This is a genomic window from Roseovarius sp. S88, assembly GCF_037023735.1.
GTDB lineage: Bacteria > Pseudomonadota > Alphaproteobacteria > Rhodobacterales > Rhodobacteraceae > Roseovarius > Roseovarius phycicola.
The window spans coordinates 3,046,862-3,064,211 of the sequence record NZ_CP146069.1 but is presented as its reverse complement, the minus strand read 5'-3'; the positions used below and the strand labels follow the sequence as shown (position 1 = coordinate 3,064,211).

The 17,350-nt window shown below is 56.4% G+C and carries 18 protein-coding genes; 15 read left to right on the top strand and 3 right to left on the bottom strand.

The genetic code is table 11. From position 1 onward, the window contains the following. Positions 1 to 19: 19 nt before the first annotated feature. On the top strand, positions 20 to 403 hold the full coding sequence (locus RZ517_RS15515) for an ectoine synthase (RefSeq protein ID WP_338549057.1): 384 nt from the start codon (positions 20 to 22) through the stop codon (positions 401 to 403). Positions 404 to 559: 156 nt separating this feature from the next. On the opposite strand, the gene RZ517_RS15510 is transcribed toward RZ517_RS15515, so the two are convergent. Continuing rightward, positions 560 to 1,603 (bottom strand): reverse transcriptase family protein, encoded by a 1,044-nt coding sequence (locus RZ517_RS15510; RefSeq protein WP_338549056.1) that lies wholly within the window; start codon positions 1,601 to 1,603, stop codon positions 560 to 562. A 714-nt stretch (positions 1,604 to 2,317) separates the two neighbouring features. On the opposite strand from RZ517_RS15510, the gene RZ517_RS15505 reads away from it, so the two are divergent. The 14 genes from RZ517_RS15505 to RZ517_RS15440 all read left to right on the top strand — a co-directional run bounded on the left by RZ517_RS15505 (position 2,318) and on the right by RZ517_RS15440 (position 16,912). Then, positions 2,318 to 2,701 carry a CBU_0592 family membrane protein gene (locus RZ517_RS15505; protein WP_338549055.1) on the top strand — a complete coding sequence of 128 codons (384 nt, stop codon included), beginning with the start codon at positions 2,318 to 2,320 and terminating at the stop codon, positions 2,699 to 2,701. A 133-nt stretch (positions 2,702 to 2,834) separates the two neighbouring features. Continuing rightward, positions 2,835 to 3,308, top strand: a complete 474-nt coding sequence (gene rplO / locus RZ517_RS15500; RefSeq protein ID WP_338549054.1) for a 50S ribosomal protein L15 — start codon at positions 2,835 to 2,837, stop codon at positions 3,306 to 3,308. A gap of 109 nt (positions 3,309 to 3,417) precedes the next feature. After that, on the top strand, positions 3,418 to 4,782 hold the full coding sequence (secY, locus tag RZ517_RS15495; RefSeq protein ID WP_317057089.1) for a preprotein translocase subunit SecY: 1,365 nt from the start codon (positions 3,418 to 3,420) through the stop codon (positions 4,780 to 4,782). Beyond that, positions 4,779 to 5,423 carry an adenylate kinase gene (locus tag RZ517_RS15490; RefSeq protein WP_317057090.1) on the top strand — a complete coding sequence of 215 codons (645 nt, stop codon included), beginning with the start codon at positions 4,779 to 4,781 and terminating at the stop codon, positions 5,421 to 5,423. The genes secY and RZ517_RS15490 overlap by 4 nt, the downstream gene beginning before the upstream one ends. A 219-nt stretch (positions 5,424 to 5,642) precedes the next feature. Then, positions 5,643 to 6,011, top strand: a complete 369-nt coding sequence (gene rpsM / locus RZ517_RS15485; RefSeq protein WP_338549053.1) for a 30S ribosomal protein S13 — start codon at positions 5,643 to 5,645, stop codon at positions 6,009 to 6,011. A gap of 15 nt (positions 6,012 to 6,026) precedes the next feature. Further along, the gene (gene rpsK / locus RZ517_RS15480) at positions 6,027 to 6,416 is read left to right on the top strand and encodes a 30S ribosomal protein S11 (protein WP_317057092.1); all 390 of its coding nucleotides are present in this window, start codon (positions 6,027 to 6,029) and stop codon (positions 6,414 to 6,416) included. A gap of 112 nt (positions 6,417 to 6,528) precedes the next feature. Next, positions 6,529 to 7,545 (top strand): DNA-directed RNA polymerase subunit alpha, encoded by a 1,017-nt coding sequence (locus tag RZ517_RS15475; protein ID WP_338549052.1) that lies wholly within the window; start codon positions 6,529 to 6,531, stop codon positions 7,543 to 7,545. Positions 7,546 to 7,670: 125 nt separating this feature from the next. Then, the gene (rplQ, locus tag RZ517_RS15470) at positions 7,671 to 8,096 is read left to right on the top strand and encodes a 50S ribosomal protein L17 (RefSeq protein WP_317057094.1); all 426 of its coding nucleotides are present in this window, start codon (positions 7,671 to 7,673) and stop codon (positions 8,094 to 8,096) included. Between the two features lie 136 nt (positions 8,097 to 8,232). After that, positions 8,233 to 9,618, top strand: a complete 1,386-nt coding sequence (locus RZ517_RS15465; RefSeq protein ID WP_338549051.1) for a trypsin-like peptidase domain-containing protein — start codon at positions 8,233 to 8,235, stop codon at positions 9,616 to 9,618. A 2-nt stretch (positions 9,619 to 9,620) separates the two neighbouring features. Then, a complete protein-coding gene (locus RZ517_RS15460) occupies positions 9,621 to 10,940 on the top strand; it encodes a replication-associated recombination protein A (RefSeq protein ID WP_338549050.1) in 1,320 nt (439 codons plus the stop codon). Positions 10,941 to 11,255: 315 nt separating this feature from the next. Continuing rightward, positions 11,256 to 12,863 (top strand): ABC transporter substrate-binding protein, encoded by a 1,608-nt coding sequence (locus tag RZ517_RS15455; RefSeq protein WP_338549049.1) that lies wholly within the window; start codon positions 11,256 to 11,258, stop codon positions 12,861 to 12,863. A 186-nt stretch (positions 12,864 to 13,049) separates the two neighbouring features. Continuing rightward, on the top strand, positions 13,050 to 14,006 hold the full coding sequence (locus RZ517_RS15450) for an ABC transporter permease (protein WP_338549048.1): 957 nt from the start codon (positions 13,050 to 13,052) through the stop codon (positions 14,004 to 14,006). Between the two features lie 12 nt (positions 14,007 to 14,018). Then, entirely contained in the window at positions 14,019 to 15,242 is a 1,224-nt protein-coding gene (locus tag RZ517_RS15445) for an ABC transporter permease (RefSeq protein WP_338549047.1), read from the top strand. A gap of 2 nt (positions 15,243 to 15,244) precedes the next feature. Continuing rightward, a complete protein-coding gene (locus RZ517_RS15440; protein ID WP_338549046.1) occupies positions 15,245 to 16,912 on the top strand; it encodes an ABC transporter ATP-binding protein in 1,668 nt (555 codons plus the stop codon). Between the two features lie 57 nt (positions 16,913 to 16,969). Here the strand turns inward: RZ517_RS15440 and RZ517_RS15435 are convergent, their stop codons facing one another. Further along, on the bottom strand, positions 16,970 to 17,092 hold the full coding sequence (locus RZ517_RS15435) for a hypothetical protein (RefSeq protein ID WP_338549045.1): 123 nt from the start codon (positions 17,090 to 17,092) through the stop codon (positions 16,970 to 16,972). 100 nt (positions 17,093 to 17,192) lie between these two features. Next, positions 17,193 to 17,315, bottom strand: coding sequence for a hypothetical protein (locus tag RZ517_RS15430; RefSeq protein ID WP_317057102.1), 123 nt, complete (start codon positions 17,313 to 17,315; stop codon positions 17,193 to 17,195). Positions 17,316 to 17,350: the final 35 nt, after the last annotated feature.

Below are 17,350 nucleotides of genomic sequence, written 5' to 3'. Positions count from 1 at the left end.
CACTGCGAGGGAATTGAATATGTTGGTAAAAACGCTTTCTGACGTACTTGGCACACCAGATCATGCCACGGGAGACGCCTTTGAAAGCCGGCGGATTTTGTTGGCACGCGATGGGTTGGGGTATTCGTTTCACGACACGGTGGTAAAGGCCGGCAGCACCCAGCACCTGCACTACAAGAACCATATTGAGGCGAACTACTGCATTGAAGGGAAAGGAGAAGTTGAGAACGCCGTCACCGGTGAAACCTGGCCGCTTGAGCCGGGAGTGATGTATGTGCTTGATGAGCATGACCCGCATATCATCCGGGCTGAAACAGACCTGCGGTTCATCTGTATCTTCACGCCCGCGCTGAGCGGGCAAGAAACGCATGATGCCGATGGGAGCTATGCGGCGTCGGAGTGAGGCGCAAAGGTTAACGCCCTTGTTTTGAGGGGATTTGGATGTCGGTATTACATCAGTATCACGTCGGTATTGCGTCGGTGCGGCGTCGGTATCTGGAGAGGGTTAATGGTGCGGACTGTGCGCGACACTGTCGATGTTCTGGAACTTTCAGTGGCATCAAGTCTTGGAAGGGGCTGTCTCGTCACGTCCAAACTTGCGATCAATTGATCTTGAGAGCAATGTCTTGAGTTTTTGTCCTCGCCCGGGATTCACGCGTTCGCACCAATCAAGCTTGCCAATCAGCGAGGCGCAAAAGGCAGGGTCGTTTAATCTTGTGTCTTCAGGTTTTCCGCAAGCGTGGATGATGGCCTTGAGCCGGTCAAAGGTCTTACGGTCAATATTGAGGTGTTGGTTCACCACGATGCCCGTTACAGACTGACGCGACGAGGCGGATGTCACTCTGGTTTTCTTGGTGTTGAGTGTGAACCCTTCCTCTTCGACGATGCTGGGCACGGTGCGCACCAGAGTTGCCGCGATGAATGAGTCCCCCGAAAACGCCAAATCATCAGCGTATCGGCTGAAATTTGCATTCAGGGATCGCGCAAGCGCCGACAACCGTTTGTCGAGTGTGTAGGCCAAAAGGTTGGCCAAGGATGGCGAGGTTGGCGCGCCCTGTGGCAGATGCGGGGTCTTGTACAGCGGGCGATCTTCGGGCCGCAAATGCTCGACAATGCGCGACGGGGTCACGTTTGTGCAGAAAGCTGACAAATGGCGGGCGACGGTGTGAGGGTATCCAAGGTATCTGAACAATCCGAACACACGCGCATATCCGATGGAGGGAAAGAAATCCTTTAGGTCAAAACACAATACAGCCTGTTCCCCGGCGTGACGCGCCGCGCCGTCAAGACAGTTGCGCCCTCTGACAAAGCCAAACGTGTCTGGATGTGAGGCAACAGGGTTGAGGATCCCGGTCAAAATGCGGCGTTGGATGGTCTTTAAGCGCTTTTTTGGGGCCTCGATCACACGCTGACCGCCAGATGACTTTGGTTTGAGGTGATAGTGGTAATGATTGACTGCCATATCGCCGTGTTCTTCGAACCGGTTCTGCAGATCTGAATGGTATGCGAGTTGATCCAGTGACAGCCCGACCCAATCGGCAAGAGCATCTGCGGTAGTGAGTTTAGGCAGTTCCAGGGCCACAAAGGCGTCGGTCGGTGCCATGACCGGCGCAGTCAGGTCCGGAGCCGGCCAGACATTGTTTTTCTGGCAATAAGTGAAAAGGCGTTGAAAACTTGGATTTTGACAAAGAATGCTTTGCACGACTTTGGGCGCAGGCGCGTAAGGTTTCACGATTTCACCAACCAGATCGCTGCTTATTGGCCCTGCCAAAACGTGCACAGCTGGCGGAAGCCTGCGGACTAGTGTGGAACAGAGCGTCTCTTTTGACCATCCTGCACTGCACAGGCTGACCGCAAGGTTTTCTGCAAGCTGGCGTTTATCCATTTGACTTGACCGGATGCAACGAACGGCCTCTGCTTTTCTGCGATTTGCGCTACCCGTTCTGGGTGAAACCCAGTGGCGGTTGCGCCTTGTTTGTGTTGGTCATCTTCGAAGGCGGGGATGCCCCGCCCAACTCTCTGCAAAGCTGCAGCGAGCTATCCAGAGGCCGCCGTTGTATTTCAAACATGCAAATTGAGGAGCGCGCTGGCAAGAGGGAATACCGTTAAGCGTCAAGTGTTTGCAGTCCTTCACTTTGTTGAGTGGAGCACGCCTCTCTGCTGTCCGGTGTCGCCAAAACGCGACTGCTCACGTGTTTTTCACACTTCTTTAACGCCTTAACTGACGGTGCGCTGACAGGGAGCGAGGTAGCTGGGTTTCATGGCTTGGATGTACTCGCAGCAACGAGTGCCAGGCTGGGAAAGAGCCAGGTGTGTGATGGTTTCGTATGAGTTTTCGAGTGTTGATGTTGTGTTGGTATGTCGTGCCGTGGGTCTGGTGGGGGTGTCTATTTATGTGTTGGGATTTTTTGCCCTGTGTACTGGACGCCTAAGCTGCTCCACGCCGACATATTTTTTGCTGACGGGCAGTGCGGCGTCTTGTGTGATGGTGTCGCTGTTTGTGGACTTCAATCTCAGTGCGGCGCTGATCCAGGCGTTTTACATCGTGATGTCGCTGGGTGGCGCGGTGAAGCGGTGGCGGCAGTTGGGGTCGCGGCGTCTGCCTTCTGTTGAGGTCACATCGACCCATGTGGCGGCGTCTGAGCGCCCGACTTTCGTGAGCGAACGTCGGAGGCAGGCAAGTCCGGCGCGGTTGCAATAGTCTTCGCACTTGATCACATATCGCTTCGGGTCTATACGCCCCCGGTGGCCCAGTGCCATACGACTCACAATCAAGAAACGCCGTGGTTGGCCCGTTACGCTTCGGGGGTCACATCCGGCTTAGGAGAAGCGATATGAAACTCAATGAATTGCGCGACAATCCCGGCGCCACGAAACGCAAGAAACGCGTTGGCCGTGGTCCTGGCTCTGGCATGGGTAAAACCGCGGGCCGCGGTATCAAAGGTCAGAAATCCCGTTCGGGCGTGGCTATTGCGGGTTATGAGGGTGGGCAAATGCCGCTCTACCAACGGCTGCCCAAGCGCGGCTTTAACAAGCCAAACCGCAAGAAGTTTGCCGTGGTGAACCTTGGTCTCATTCAGAAATTCGTCGATGCGAAGAAACTGGATGCCAAGAAAGCAATCACAGAAGACGTACTCGTTGAAAGCGGTCTGGTGCGGCGCAAGCTGGACGGTATCCGCGTTCTGGCAAAGGGCGAGGTCAGTGCCAAGCTCAAGCTGGAAGTGACGGGCGCGTCGAAATCGGCCATTGAGGCGGTGGAAAAAGCAGGCGGGTCTTTGACCGTCGCGGCGGCACAATCGGCTGAATAAAACTTGTGAGAGGGCGCATGTCCCCTTACATAGCTTCTAGTTTTCCTTTGGACGCCGCCTGGCCGGAAAACGGCCCCGGGCGGCGTTTGCCATAACAAAGAGACCACGCATGGTATCTGCAGCAGAACAAATGGCGGCCAATACGAGTTGGGCCGCTCTGGGCAAAGCAACAGAGCTTCGCAAGCGTATTTTCTTCACCATCGGGCTTTTGATTGTTTACCGGATTGGCACGTTCATTCCGGTGCCGGGCATTGATGGGGCTGAACTTCGCCAGTTCATGGAGGGCGCACAGGCCTCAATCGGCGGGATGCTGTCGATGTTCACGGGCGGTGCGCTGGGCCGGATGGGGATCTTTGCGCTGGGCATCATGCCCTACATCTCGGCCTCGATTATTGTGCAGCTGATGACGGCCATGGTGCCCGCCCTTGAGCAGCTCAAGAAAGAGGGTGAGCAGGGGCGCAAGAAGATCAACCAGTACACGCGTTATGGCACAGTGTTCTTGGCGACCTTGCAATCCTATGGTCTGGCCGCCTCGTTGCAAGGCGGCGGATTGGCGTCTGACCCTGGGTTCTTCTTTATCGCAAGCTGCATGATCACGCTTGTGGGTGGGACTATGTTCCTGATGTGGCTGGGGGAGCAGATCACAGCACGCGGCGTGGGCAACGGTATTTCGCTGATCATTTTCGTGGGCATTATTGCTGAGCTTCCTGCGGCCTTGGCGCAGTTCTTTGCGTCTGGCCGCTCTGGTGCGCTCAGCCCGGCCGTGATCATCGGTGTCATCGTCATGGTGATCGCGACCATCGCCTTTGTGGTCTTCATGGAGCGCTCTTTGCGCAAGATCCACATTCAGTATCCGCGCCGTCAGGTTGGGATGAAGGTCTATGACGGCGGCTCAAGCCACCTGCCGGTCAAGGTGAATCCGGCTGGCGTGATCCCGGCGATCTTTGCCTCTTCGCTGCTGCTGTTGCCCGCAACGCTTAGTACATTCTCGGGCGATCAGACCGGGCCGGTGATGTCTACGATCATGGCTTATTTTGGTCCCGGACAGCCTGCCTATCTGGTGTTCTTTACGGTGATGATCGTCTTCTTCACCTATTTCTACACCTACAACGTGTCGTTCAAAGTGGATGACGTGGCCGACAACCTCAAGAACCAGAACGGGTTTGTCCCAGGCATTCGCCCAGGCAAGAAAACCGCCGAATATCTGGAATACGTGGTCACTCGTATCTTGGTGCTTGGTTCGGCTTACCTTGCGGCAGTTTGTCTCCTACCGGAGATTCTGCGTGGTCAATTTGCGATCCCATTCTATTTTGGCGGCACTTCGGTTCTGATCGTTGTGTCGGTGACCATGGACACGATCCAACAGGTGCAATCCCACCTTCTGGCGCATCAATATGAGGACCTGATCGAGAAATCGCAGCTCGGTGGCAAAGGTAAAAAACGGGCGCGCAGAAAAGGGACAGCACGTCGATGAACATCATTCTTCTCGGACCGCCAGGGGCGGGCAAAGGCACGCAGGCGCATTTCCTCGTGGAAGAGCGTAACATGATCCAGCTGAGCACAGGCGACATGCTGCGCGAGGCCAAGGACAGCGGTTCCGAGATGGGCAAGATCGTGGCCGATGTGATGGCGCGAGGTGATCTTGTAACCGATGAGATCGTTATTGGACTGATCCGCGAAAAGCTGCAGGGCGACAAAAAGGGTGGGTTCATCTTCGACGGGTTCCCAAGGACGCTGGCTCAGGCCGATGCATTGGCGGACTTGCTGGAAGAAACCGGTGAAACGCTCGACAAGGTTGTGGCCATGGAAGTCAACGATGACGCGTTGGTGGCACGCATCACGGCACGCGCAACCTGTGCCGGGTGTGGTGAGGTCTATAACGATATTACCAAGCCCATTCCGGCTGATGAAGTGTGCACCAAATGTGGTCAGGCCAAAGGCTTTACCCGCCGCGCGGATGACAATGAGGAAAGCCTCAAGAACCGCCTGATGGAATATTACAAGAAAACCTCGATGCTGATTGGCTATTACCACGCCAAGGGCAATCTGGCCTGGGTCAATGGCCTTGGCGAGATTGATGAGGTTAAGGCGGAGATTGCGGGTGTTTTGGGTTAAATTTCATTAGCTTTATCCTATTTTAACCATAGGTCTTGACGCCCCTTCCAAACCCTTCTAACACGCACCATCTCGCATGAGAGTAATGATTCTTGACAGGTCGCTCCTGTTACCCGAATCGACCACCTGAATTCAGCTGCGGCCCGGAGCGAATGCCTCGGGCCTACGTTGTGAAAAAAGGGTCTGGAACTACGGACCCGCAACGAAAGGATATGACACGTGGCACGTATCGCCGGCGTTAACATTCCGACCCATAAACGGGTCCCCATTGCCCTGACTTACATCACTGGTATCGGCCATGCTTCGGCCAAAGCCATTTGCGAAGCGGTCAAGATTGACCCCACGCGCCGTATCAATGAGCTGTCGGATTCCGAGGTTCTTGCAATGCGTGAGCATATTGATGCCAACTATATGGTCGAAGGTGACCTGCGCCGTGAAGTGCAGATGAACATCAAGCGCCTGATGGACCTTGGCTGCTACCGTGGCTTGCGTCACCGCCGCAACCTGCCGGTTCGTGGTCAGCGTACCCATACCAACGCACGCACGCGCAAAGGCCCTGCTAAGGCCATTGCCGGCAAGAAGAAGTAAGGGAGGGCTGAACCAATGGCACGTGATACAAAACGCACCAAGCGTAAGGTTTCCAAGAACATCGCCACGGGTGTGGCGCATGTGAACAGCTCGTTCAACAACACCAAGATCCTGATCTCGGATGTGCAAGGCAACGCGATTGCGTGGTCGTCGGCGGGCACCATGGGTTTCAAAGGCTCTCGGAAGTCGACGCCTTATGCCGCGCAGATGGCCGCGGAGGACGCTGGCCGCAAGGCGCAGGAACACGGTATGAAGACGCTGGAAGTTGAAGTGCAGGGGCCTGGCTCTGGTCGTGAAAGCGCGCTGCGCGCGCTGGCGGCTGTTGGCTTTAACATCACGTCGATCCGTGATGTGACGCCGATTGCGCATAATGGTTGCCGCCCGCCGAAACGGCGTCGGGTCTAAACAGTATTCATGGATGGGGACCGTGTTTTTGCACGGCCCCATTCCGACATTTTAAACCTCGGGCGTTCCAAGCCCACGGACATGCAGCTTGGAACAGGAATGGAGGGACCGCATGATCCATAAAAACTGGGCCGAACTGATCAAACCGACACAGCTTGATGTGAAGCCGGGCAATGACCCGTTGCGTCAGGCGATTGTTGTGGCCGAACCGCTTGAGCGTGGCTTTGGTCTGACAATGGGGAACGCGCTGCGGCGTGTGCTTTTGTCGTCTCTGCAAGGCGCGGCCATAACATCGGTGCAGATCGACAATGTTCTGCATGAGTTTTCAAGCGTGGCCGGTGTGCGTGAAGACGTCACCGACATTGTTCTGAACCTCAAGGGCGTGGCGCTTCGCATGGACGTCGAAGGACCTAAGCGTTTGTCGATCTCGGCCAAGGGACCGGGTGTTGTGACCGCTGCCGAGATTTCGGATAGCGCAGGCATTGAGATTCTGAACAAGGATCACGTGATTTGCCACCTTGATGATGGTGCGGATCTCTTTATGGAGCTGACCGTCAACACCGGCAAAGGCTATGTCGCGGCCGACAAGAACAAGCCGGAAGACGCGCCGATTGGATTGATTGCGATTGACGCGATTTATTCGCCTGTCACCAAGGTGAGCTATGATGTTCAGCCGACACGGGAAGGTCAGGTTCTGGACTACGACAAGCTTACCATGAAGCTCGAAACAGATGGCTCGATCACGCCGGAAGACGCCGTGGCCTTTGCCGCACGTATTCTGCAGGATCAGCTCAGCATCTTCGTGAACTTCGAAGAGCCTGAGAGCGCCAGCCGTCAGGACGAGGATGACGGGCTTGAGTTCAATCCGCTTCTGCTTAAGAAAGTGGATGAGCTTGAACTGTCTGTCCGCTCTGCTAACTGCTTGAAAAACGACAATATTGTCTACATTGGTGATCTGATCCAGAAGACCGAGGCAGAAATGCTGCGCACACCGAACTTTGGGCGTAAGTCCCTCAATGAGATCAAGGAAGTGCTGTCAGGCATGGGTCTGCACCTTGGCATGGATGTCGAAGATTGGCCGCCGGACAACATCGAGGATCTGGCGAAGAAATTCGAAGATCAGTTTTAACGGATGGGCCGGGGTGAATCCCGGCCTACTCCGCACCGGGCACGTTGCCCCAAGGAGAGTCGGTGACACGCATCGCTGACCAGACAAAGCAAAACAGCCCGTAGAGGGCAATAGGAGTATAGAAAATGCGTCACGCACGAGGCTATCGCCGCCTGAACCGCACCCATGAGCACCGCAAGGCGCTTTGGGCAAACATGGCAGGCTCGCTCATTGAACATGAGCAAATCAAAACAACGCTGCCCAAGGCCAAGGAATTGCGCCGGGTTGTTGAGAAACTGATCACGCTGGGCAAACGGGGCGATCTGCATGCGCGCCGCCAGGCTGCATCGCAGCTTAAGCAAGACCAATACGTCGCCAAGCTTTTTGACGTACTTGGCCCTCGCTACAAAGAACGCAACGGCGGGTATGTCCGTGTGCTCAAGGCCGGGTTTCGCTATGGCGACATGGCGCCGATGGCGATTATCGAATTTGTCGATCGCGATCTGGATGCCAAGGGTGCGGCTGACAAGGCCCGCACCGCCGCAGAAGAGATTGAAGCCGACGAAGAGTAATCTCTCTTGTCCGGCCAACATTCGAACCCTCGCAGAGTCTGCGGGGGTTTTTCTTTGTCCTTAGCCGGGGTGTGTGGTGCTTGCATTTGAGATCGATGCTGAGCATATCAACTGCACAGACACATGGGGAGTGTGGATGATACACCGTTTGCTTTTTGCTTTGATCCTGACCTTTGGCACGTCGGTGGTGGCCTCGGAAATGCGCGTGCCGCAAAGTCAGGCCGAGATCAGCATGGGATTTGTGCCCGTGGTGAAAGAGGCAGCGCCTGCGGTGGTGAACATCTATGCCAAGCGGGTTGTGAACGTGCGGTCCAGCCCGTTTCGAGGCGACCCGTTTTTTCAGGACATGTTTCGCGACTTTGGATCGACGCGGCAGCGGGTGCAGAACTCACTTGGGTCAGGTGTGATCCTCAGCGACGACGGCATTGTGGTGTCGAATTACCACGTGGTCGGCATGGCCACGGATATTCGTGTCGTGCTGAATGATCGACGCGAGTATTCAGCGCAGGTGTTGTTGTCTGATCAGGAGAGCGACTTGGCTATTCTGCAACTTGATAATGCCTCGGGTATGCCGACTTTGGGTCTGCGGGACAGCGATACGCTGCAAGTGGGTGAACTGGCTTTGGCGATTGGCAATCCGTTTGGCGTGGGCCAAACCGTGACCAGCGGGATCGTTTCGGGATTGGCGCGGTCGGGAACAGCGACCGGCAACGCGCGGGGGTATTTCATTCAGACTGATGCACCGATCAATCCGGGCAACTCGGGCGGTGCGCTTGTCGATATCAACGGCGACCTCATTGGGATCAATACACGTATTCTAAGCCGGTCGGGTGGATCCAACGGCATCGGATTTGCCATCCCGTCGGCATTGGTCGCGCAATTTGTGGCCCAGGCCAGGGCGGGTCATTCGGTGTTTCAACGCCCCTGGGCGGGTCTGAGCGGGCAGCCGGTTGGCGCCGATATGGTCGAGGCGCTGGGCTTGAATGGCCCAAACGGTTTGCTGGTCTCTGATGTGCATGTGCAAAGCCCGTTTGCCGGTGCCGGTGTGGCGCCGGGGGATGTGATCACCCATGTCGATGGCCATCCCGTCAATGCGGCACCGGATATGATTTACAGGATGTCTGTCGCGGGGATTGGTGGCGAGACACAAGTGACGCGCGTTCGTCAGGGCGAAGAAGAGGTTCTGACGCTGACGCTTGGGGTCGCACCAGAAGATCCGCCGCGCGACACACGCGAGACCAGTGATCGCACCGTCATGCCCGGCGTAACAGTCTCAACGATCAATCCTGCTGTGATCGCAGAGCGCAATCTGTCGCTGACAGCGCAAGGTGTTGTGGTCGAGGCCCCAGGTCGCGTGGGACAGCGTGCCGGACTGCGCCCCGGCGATATTTTGCGGGAAATCAATGGCGAACCGGTGCGCTCGACGGCGGATGTCGAGGCACTCTTGTCGCAAGGCGGGCGGTGGCTCACGCTTGATGTACAGCGTGGGGTAAAACGCTCGACACTGCGGTTTCGGCTTTAGAGGTGAGTGATCTTTTTGATCAGGCCCCGGATGCCATTCCAGAGACTGCCCCGCGACCTTTGGCTGATCGGCTGCGCCCTCAGAAACTGTCGGATGTGATCGGGCAGGGTCAGGTCCTAGGACCAGAGGCGCCATTGGGTGTGATGCTGGCCTCAGGAAGCCTGTCTTCGCTGATACTTTGGGGTCCGCCGGGTGTGGGCAAGACCACTATCGCGCGGCTCTTGGCGGATGAGACGGACCTGCATTTTGTGCAGATCAGTGCGATTTTTACCGGCGTGCCGGAGCTTCGCAAAGTGTTTGAAGAGGCCAAGATGCGGCGCCGCAACGGACGCGGTACGTTGCTCTTTGTTGATGAAATTCACCGCTTTAACAAAGCGCAGCAGGATGGATTTTTGCCGCATATGGAGGATGGCACGATCCTTCTGGTGGGGGCGACCACCGAGAACCCAAGTTTTGAGTTGAACGCCGCTTTGCTGAGCCGGGCGCAGGTTTTGGTGCTGGGACGGCTTGAATTGGCCGATCTGGAACGTTTGGCACAGCGTGCAGAGCAGGAGCTTGGCGTGGCCTTGCCACTTGACGGGGCCGCGCGTGAGGCGCTGCTGGAGATGGCAGACGGCGACGGTCGGGCGCTGTTGAACCTGATTGAGCAAATCGCTGCCTGGAACGTGGATGGCAAGCTTGACACCGAGGCGCTGTCTGCACGCCTGATGAAGCGCGCTGCAAAATACGACAAGTCGGGTGATGAACATTACAACCTCATCTCGGCCTTGCATAAATCGGTGCGCGGGTCAGACCCGGACGCCGCTGTCTATTGGCTGGCGCGGATGTTGGCAGGGGGCGAGGATCCTAAGTACCTCGCACGGCGCATCACCCGTATGGCGGTCGAGGATATCGGGCTGGCCGACCCTCAGGCGCAGGCGCAGTGCCTGCAGGCCTGGGAGACATATGAACGTTTGGGCAGTCCCGAGGGTGAGCTGGCCTTGGCACAAGCAGTTTTGTACCTCGCCCTCGCGCCTAAATCGAATGCGGCCTATGTGGCTTATAAATCCGCCGTACGGCAAGCCAAGGACACCGGGAGCGCGCCACCGCCAAAACATATCCTGAATGCGCCAACACGACTGATGAAGGAGATCGGGTATGGTGCCGACTATGCCTATGACCATGATGCGGAAGATGGGTTCTCGGGACAGAACTATTTTCCGGAAGGCATTGAGAGGACATCTCTTTATCAACCTGTGGAGCGTGGGTTTGAGAGAGAGTTGAAGAAGCGCCTCGACTACTTTTCCAAACTGCGGTCGAAACGTGGGGCTGACGCCGGTTAAGCGATTCTTACCTTTGATTTGGGGGATGCGAATCGTGATTTATGTCGTTTTTAGACTATGAATGTGACGGACTCTTCAGAAATCTTGAATGTGACTTCAGCTAAAATACGATTTGGACGCTCTAAACGGTTCTGTACACAGAAAAAAACGAAACTTTCGTGTGTAGGGCAGTTAGAGGCTAGATGCGTGGAAAATTTCGTGATTTGTTAACTTTATGTCGCAAACAAGCCGACCGGTTGGGGGAAACAACGCGAAGCTGCTGGGACTCTGGTCCGGAGATGGCTGGAGCGACATAAAAAGTCACAGGGAGAAACCATGACACATTCAAAAGACCAAGTCTTGCTGGACAAGCTGGCCGGTGCAGCGCGCGAAGGTCGTATCTCGCGTCGCTCATTTATGCATTATGCTGCCGTTGCCGGTGTCACAAGCACGACTGCCACCGGGCTGTGGACCAGCTCGGCCAAGGCAGAACCCAAGCGTGGCGGGACCTACCGTTTGGCGCAGCACGATGGTAACTCGTCGGATACGCATGACCCCGGTACGTATCTCACATTCGCCATGATCAACCTGGCGCATACATATCGGTCTTACCTCACGCAGATCGAACCCGATCAGTCTCTGGGTGGCGATATCGCGACAGAATGGTCGGCGACACCTGACGCGAAAGAGTGGACGTTCAAGCTGACGGACAAAGCGTCGTTCCACAGCGGTGGCAAAGTTACTGCGAACGATATCCTGGCCTCGATGAACCACCACCGTGGTGAAGGCAATACATCGGCCGCAGCTGCGCTGCTGGCGGATGTTGCTGACATTGTCGACAATGGCGACAATACCGTCACGTTCAAGCTGAACTCGCCCAATGCGGACCTGCCATGGCTGATGACAGACTATCACCTGGCGATTGTTCCGGCGAATGAAGACGGCTCGGCCAATTGGCAGAGTGGCGATGGCTCTGGCCCGTATAAGCTCGTTGAAAACGAGTTTGGTGTCGGCTCACGTCTTGTCCGCCATGATGGCTGGCATGGTGAGGGTGCTTACTTCGACGAAGTGCAGATCCTCATCATCAACGACCCGAACGCGCGCCAAACGGCCGTGATCACCGGTGACGTGGATGCGGCCAGCCAGCTTGAGAACAAGACGCTTGGCTTGCTGTCGCGCAACCCGGACATCAAGATCGACAACGTGGCGTCTGCGGCGGCGGTGACAATGCCGATGCACACCAATGCGGCTCCGTTTGACAATCCAGATGTGCGCAATGCGCTGAAGCTGTCGGTGAACCGTGAAGAGCTGATCGAGAAGATCCAGTTTGGTGCGGCGACCATCGGCAATGACTTCCACCATTCGCCAGCGATGCCGTACTTCCCCGAAAGCATTGAGCAGCGTCCTTATGACCCTGATCAAGCTAAGGCCCTGTTGAAGAAAGCAGGCGCAGAAGGTCTGACAGTAAACCTCAGCACTGCCGACTCGGTGACATCGGGTGCGGTTGACGCAGCGGTTCTTTATGCGGAGCACGCAAAAGCGTCGGGCATCACAATCAATGTCGTGCGCGAAGCCAATGACGGCTACTACTCAGACGTCTGGCTCAAGAAGCCATGGTGCATGGTTCAGTGGGGCGCACGCCCAACGCCGGATGTTATGTACAGCCTGGCCTATAAAGATGACGCGTCCTGGAACGAGTCGTTCTGGCAGAACGAGCGCTTCAACGTGCTTCTGCGTCAGGGCAAGGCCGAACTGGACGATGCGGTTCGTGCAGAGATCTACACCGAGATGGGTCAGATCGCACGAGACGATGGCGGCACGGTCATTCCGTACTTCCCGAACTTCGTCTACGCGCGTCGCGGCAACCTGGAGCATACAGGTGAACTCGCGGCCAGCTGGCCAATGGACGGCGCCCGCGCAGCACAGCGCTGGTGGTTCGCTTAAAACACTTTGCCCCGGCACCCAGGTGCCGGGGCACGCATTTTGGGCATGGCTTTTTTGGACAAAGCTGTGTCAGATGCAAACAGGGGGCATAATGGACGGTCGAGTTCATAAAGACCTCACAACAAAAATGCTGAGAATCGACAGACCGCGTGTCGGCGGATGTCAGCACAACAGCAGGAGGGACACATGGGTGACATTGCACGACTCGTAGGCCAGCGTCTTGGTCTCGGGTTGATCATTTTGTTAGTTATCTCCGTCATCATCTTCTTTATGGTCGAACTTCTGCCTGGCGATATCGCGCAGGCAGTTCTTGGTCAGGGGGCGACGGAAGAAAACCTTGCGGCATTGCGTAAGGAAATGGGATTGGATCAACCCGCCATCGTCAGATATCTGGCCTGGCTCAAGGATGCGGTAACGTTCGACTTTGGCAGTTCGATCGTGACGAAAACTCCGGTCACCGAGATCATCGGAGAGCGGTTCATGAATACGCTCTTTCTTGCGGCCTACGCTGCGGTGATCGCTGTTCCAGTGGCGATTGTTCTGGGCGTGCTCGTCGCCCTTCTGCGCAATTCTATCTTCGACAGGGTGGCCAACGTGGCCACGTTGACGTCGATCTCTTCGCCTGAGTTTTTCCTTGGCTACATCCTGATCCTCTATTTCTCTGTCAAATGGGGCATGTTCCCGGCGATCTCGAGTTTGAGTGAAGGGATGTCGTTTGGTGAGCTTCTCAACCGAACCTTCCTGCCAGCCCTGACGCTGGTTCTTGTCGTTGTGGCGCATATGATGCGGATGACCCGAGCGGCGATCATCAACCTTCTGGCCTCGCCCTATATCGAGATGGCACGGCTGAAGGGCACACCGCCGTGGAAGGTTATTGTTCGGCACGCTCTGCCCAACGCCTGGGCCCCGATCATCAACGTTGTGGCGCTGAACCTGGCCTACCTGATCACAGGTGTGGTTTTGGTCGAGGTGGTGTTCGTTTACCCGGGTATCGGTCAGGCGCTTGTGGACGCGGTTTCGAAACGGGATTTCCCGGTTGTGCAAGCCTGCTGTCTGATCTTTGCGGCGACTTTCATCCTTCTCAATCTGGCAGCCGACGTTGGTGCAATTCTTACCAACCCGCGTCTGCGGCATCCGAAGTAAGGGGGTAGAGACATGAGCCTATTCGTCATCGGATACTACACCCTGCTGCTGGCGGTTTCGTGCCTTGCAGCTTACTTTAACAAGAAGACGGTCTTTCTGCTGGCCTTCTCGCTGACCTTGGTTTCATTTGTCCTTGGGATCGTTGGTGGGCCAGGTGCTTTGCGGGCTGTGGCTATTTGTGCCGGCCTGTTGCTTTTGACCGGGATGGTGTCCTACGCGTTCCGCGAATTCCTCATCCAGATGGCCGAAAGTAATATCGGACTGTCCTTCACCAACAATCCGCCAGTGCTGTATGGCTGCATCATCATCCCGATTGTGCTGATTGTGCTGTCTCGCTTGCTTGAGTGGCCAATCACAGAGTTTGCGCTTGCCGCGCTCATTTTGGTGATCATCCTAATCGGGATGAACAGCGAAACCGCCAAGGAGCTTCGAACTGCGCCGATGACGGCGGCGTTCGGGATGTTCGTGATCTTCACCTATGCGATTGCCGGCATCTTCGCACCCTACATCGCTCCGCATGGCGAGGCAGCGGTGATATCGTCCGCCTTCGCGCCCGCCGATGAATCCATGCTTCTGGGCGCGGATCAGCTTGGTCGAGACATGTTCAGCCGCATTGTCTATGGCGCACGCAACTCGGTTGGCCTCGCACTGACCGCGACCGTGGCTGCGTTTGTGCTTGGGGCAGGTGCCGGCCTTCTGGCTGCCACCAAAGGAGGCTGGTTTGATCAGCTGATGGGCCGGATTGCTGATGTGATCATGTCAATTCCGTCCCTGATCTTCGCGCTTTTGATGCTGTCGATCTTTGGACCCAGCACGTTCGTCATCATCTGTGCCGTTGCTATCATCTATGCCCCGCGCGTGTTCCGCCTGACAAGGGCGGTCGCGGGCAACGTTGTGGTGATGGACTATATCGAAGCGGCCAAGCTACGTGGTGAGGGCACCGGATACCTGATCCGTCGGGAAATTCTGCCAAACTCAACAGCGCCTCTGATCGCTGAATTTGGTCTGGAGTTCTGCTTTGTGTTCCTGCTTGTCGCGGGTCTCAGCTTCCTTGGCCTTGGCATTCAGCCGCCCACGGCGGACTGGGGTTCCATGGTGCGGGAGAATGCGACGCTGATCTCGTTTGGTGACATCACGCCACTTATTCCGGCGGCAGCCATCGCGCTGTTGACGGTGGCGGTCAACTTCGTGGTTGACTGGATGCTGTTCCGGTCCTCCGGTCTGAAGGAGCAATAAAAATGGCTAGTAAGAAAAAAGAAGTCCTTCTTAAAATAGCAGACCTCAAGATTGAAGGGTACTCAGACGAAACCTGGGTGCCCATCATCAAGGGTGTTGATTTAACCCTGCATCGCGGTGAGGTCATGGGCCTCATCGGGGAATCCGGTGCGGGTAAATCCACGATCGGTGCTGCGGCCATGGGCTATGCCCGGGATGGCACGCGCATCGTGGAAGGCTCCAAGATCGAGTTTGACGGGATGGAGCTCACCACGGCGTCGGAATCCGAGAAACGTGCCCTGCGCGGCTCTCGCATCGCCTATGTGGCGCAGTCCGCGGCGGCGTCTTTCAATCCGGCGCACAAGATCATTGATCAGCACACAGAGGCGCCTCTGCACTATCGCATCCAAAAGCGCATGGAAGCGCAGGAAGACGCGATGGACCTCTATGAGCGGCTGCGGCTGCCGAACCCGAAAGAAATCGGGTTCCGGTATCCGCATCAGGTCTCGGGCGGTCAGCTACAGCGAGCGATGACGGCGATGGCGATGTCCTGTCGTCCGGACCTGATCATCTTTGATGAGCCGACCACGGCCCTCGACGTGACCACGCAGATTGAGGTTTTGGCTGCGATCCGGGACATCGTGGATCAGTTCAACACGGCCGCGCTTTACATCACACATGACCTCGCGGTCGTGGCTCAGATGGCCGACACGATCAAAGTGCTGCTGAAGGGCAACGAGGTTGAGGAAGCCTCGACAGAGGAGATGCTCAACAACCCCAAAGAAGACTACACGAAGTCGCTTTGGGCTGTGCGCAGCTTTGAAAGTCCGCAGCGGCATCGTCCAAAAGATACCACGCCTCTCATTTCGGTAAAGAATGTCGACGCAGCCTACACGGCGGGTCCAAAAATTCTGGATGACGTGTCGTTTGATATCTACGAAGGCATGACCGTGGCGGTCGTGGGGGAATCCGGTTCAGGTAAGTCTACAACGGCACGTGTGATCACGGGTCTTCTACCGCCGCAAAAGGGTGAGGTTCTGTTCAGAGGGGAACCTTTCCCGCCTGACTATCGGAACAGGTCCAAGGACCAGTTGCGGCAATGCCAGATGATTTATCAGATGGCGGATACGGCGCTGAACCCGAAGGTTAAGATTTCGGAAATCATCGGTCGCCCGGCGCAGTTTTATTCGGGGCTGACCGGAGCGGATCTGAAGAACCGGGTAGACGAGATTCTCGATCTGATCGAGCTAGATCCGTCGAAGTTCTACAATCGGTATCCATCTGAGCTTTCGGGTGGTCAGAAACAGCGGATCGGGATTGCCCGGGCGCTGGCTGCCGAGCCGACCTTTATCGTCTGTGACGAGGTGACCTCGGCGCTCGATCAGCTTGTGGCGGAAGGCATTTTGCGCCTGCTGGACCGGCTGCAGAACGAGTTGAACCTGGCCTATATGTTCATCACGCATGACCTTGCGACGGTGCGCTCGATTGCCGATGAGGTGATCGTGATGCAGCAGGGTAAGGTGGTAGAGCAGGGGCCGAAGGACGACATGTTCAAGCCGCCGCACCATCCTTACACAGACCTGCTTTTGAGCTCTGTGCCTGAGATGGACCCCAACTGGCTCACGACGCTTCTGGAAGAGCGTGGTGTTGACAATGTGGGGGATGCGGCCTCGGCCAAGATGGGCGAGTAGCAGTTCCGTCTGACCTCTAATACAACAGAACGGCCGCCCAAAGAGGCGGCCGTTTTTTTATCCGGTGATGGCCATGCCAGTGAGCACCATCGTGCCCAAAATGAGCGCATAGACAAATACAACAGCTGGCCAGGAGCCGCGCTTGGCCTGCACTTCGCGGATCAGTTCATCGCGGGTCATTGTGGTCACTCCCAAAAACACAGAGGCGTTAAACGGGATGACCGCTCAACGCCTTGGCTTGCCGTATATAGGCAGAAAGGTTTAACGCGTGGTTAGCGCCTTAGCCGACGATGGCCATGGCTGAGAAAACCAAAGTGCCAACAAGTACGCCGTACACGAGTACGACAGCTTGCCAGGTGGCACTGTGCATACGAAGTTCGCGGTTCAGTTCGTCGCGTGTCATGGGTGCCTCCTTCGGTTGGCGGTGACGTTTTGGGT

Excerpts from the sequence above, each read along its gene's own strand:
- RZ517_RS15515 (WP_338549057.1), top strand. The coding sequence starts at position 20 with ATGTTGGTAAAAACGCTTTCTGACGTACTTGGCACACCAGATCATGCC.
- RZ517_RS15445 (WP_338549047.1), top strand. The coding sequence starts at position 14,019 with ATGAGCCTATTCGTCATCGGATACTACACCCTGCTGCTGGCGGTTTCG.
- RZ517_RS15440 (WP_338549046.1), top strand. The coding sequence starts at position 15,245 with ATGGCTAGTAAGAAAAAAGAAGTCCTTCTTAAAATAGCAGACCTCAAG.
- RZ517_RS15465 (WP_338549051.1), top strand. The coding sequence starts at position 8,233 with ATGATACACCGTTTGCTTTTTGCTTTGATCCTGACCTTTGGCACGTCG.
- RZ517_RS15450 (WP_338549048.1), top strand. The coding sequence starts at position 13,050 with ATGGGTGACATTGCACGACTCGTAGGCCAGCGTCTTGGTCTCGGGTTG.
- RZ517_RS15475 (WP_338549052.1), top strand. The coding sequence starts at position 6,529 with ATGATCCATAAAAACTGGGCCGAACTGATCAAACCGACACAGCTTGAT.
- RZ517_RS15490 (WP_317057090.1), top strand. The coding sequence starts at position 4,779 with ATGAACATCATTCTTCTCGGACCGCCAGGGGCGGGCAAAGGCACGCAG.
- rplQ (WP_317057094.1), top strand. The coding sequence starts at position 7,671 with ATGCGTCACGCACGAGGCTATCGCCGCCTGAACCGCACCCATGAGCAC.
- secY (WP_317057089.1), top strand. The coding sequence starts at position 3,418 with ATGGTATCTGCAGCAGAACAAATGGCGGCCAATACGAGTTGGGCCGCT.
- RZ517_RS15505 (WP_338549055.1), top strand. The coding sequence starts at position 2,318 with ATGGTTTCGTATGAGTTTTCGAGTGTTGATGTTGTGTTGGTATGTCGT.
- rplO (WP_338549054.1), top strand. The coding sequence starts at position 2,835 with ATGAAACTCAATGAATTGCGCGACAATCCCGGCGCCACGAAACGCAAG.
- RZ517_RS15510 (WP_338549056.1), bottom strand. The coding sequence starts at position 1,603 with ATGGCACCGACCGACGCCTTTGTGGCCCTGGAACTGCCTAAACTCACT.
- RZ517_RS15455 (WP_338549049.1), top strand. The coding sequence starts at position 11,256 with ATGACACATTCAAAAGACCAAGTCTTGCTGGACAAGCTGGCCGGTGCA.
- rpsK (WP_317057092.1), top strand. The coding sequence starts at position 6,027 with ATGGCACGTGATACAAAACGCACCAAGCGTAAGGTTTCCAAGAACATC.
- RZ517_RS15435 (WP_338549045.1), bottom strand. The coding sequence starts at position 17,092 with ATGACCCGCGATGAACTGATCCGCGAAGTGCAGGCCAAGCGCGGCTCC.
- RZ517_RS15430 (WP_317057102.1), bottom strand. The coding sequence starts at position 17,315 with ATGACACGCGACGAACTGAACCGCGAACTTCGTATGCACAGTGCCACC.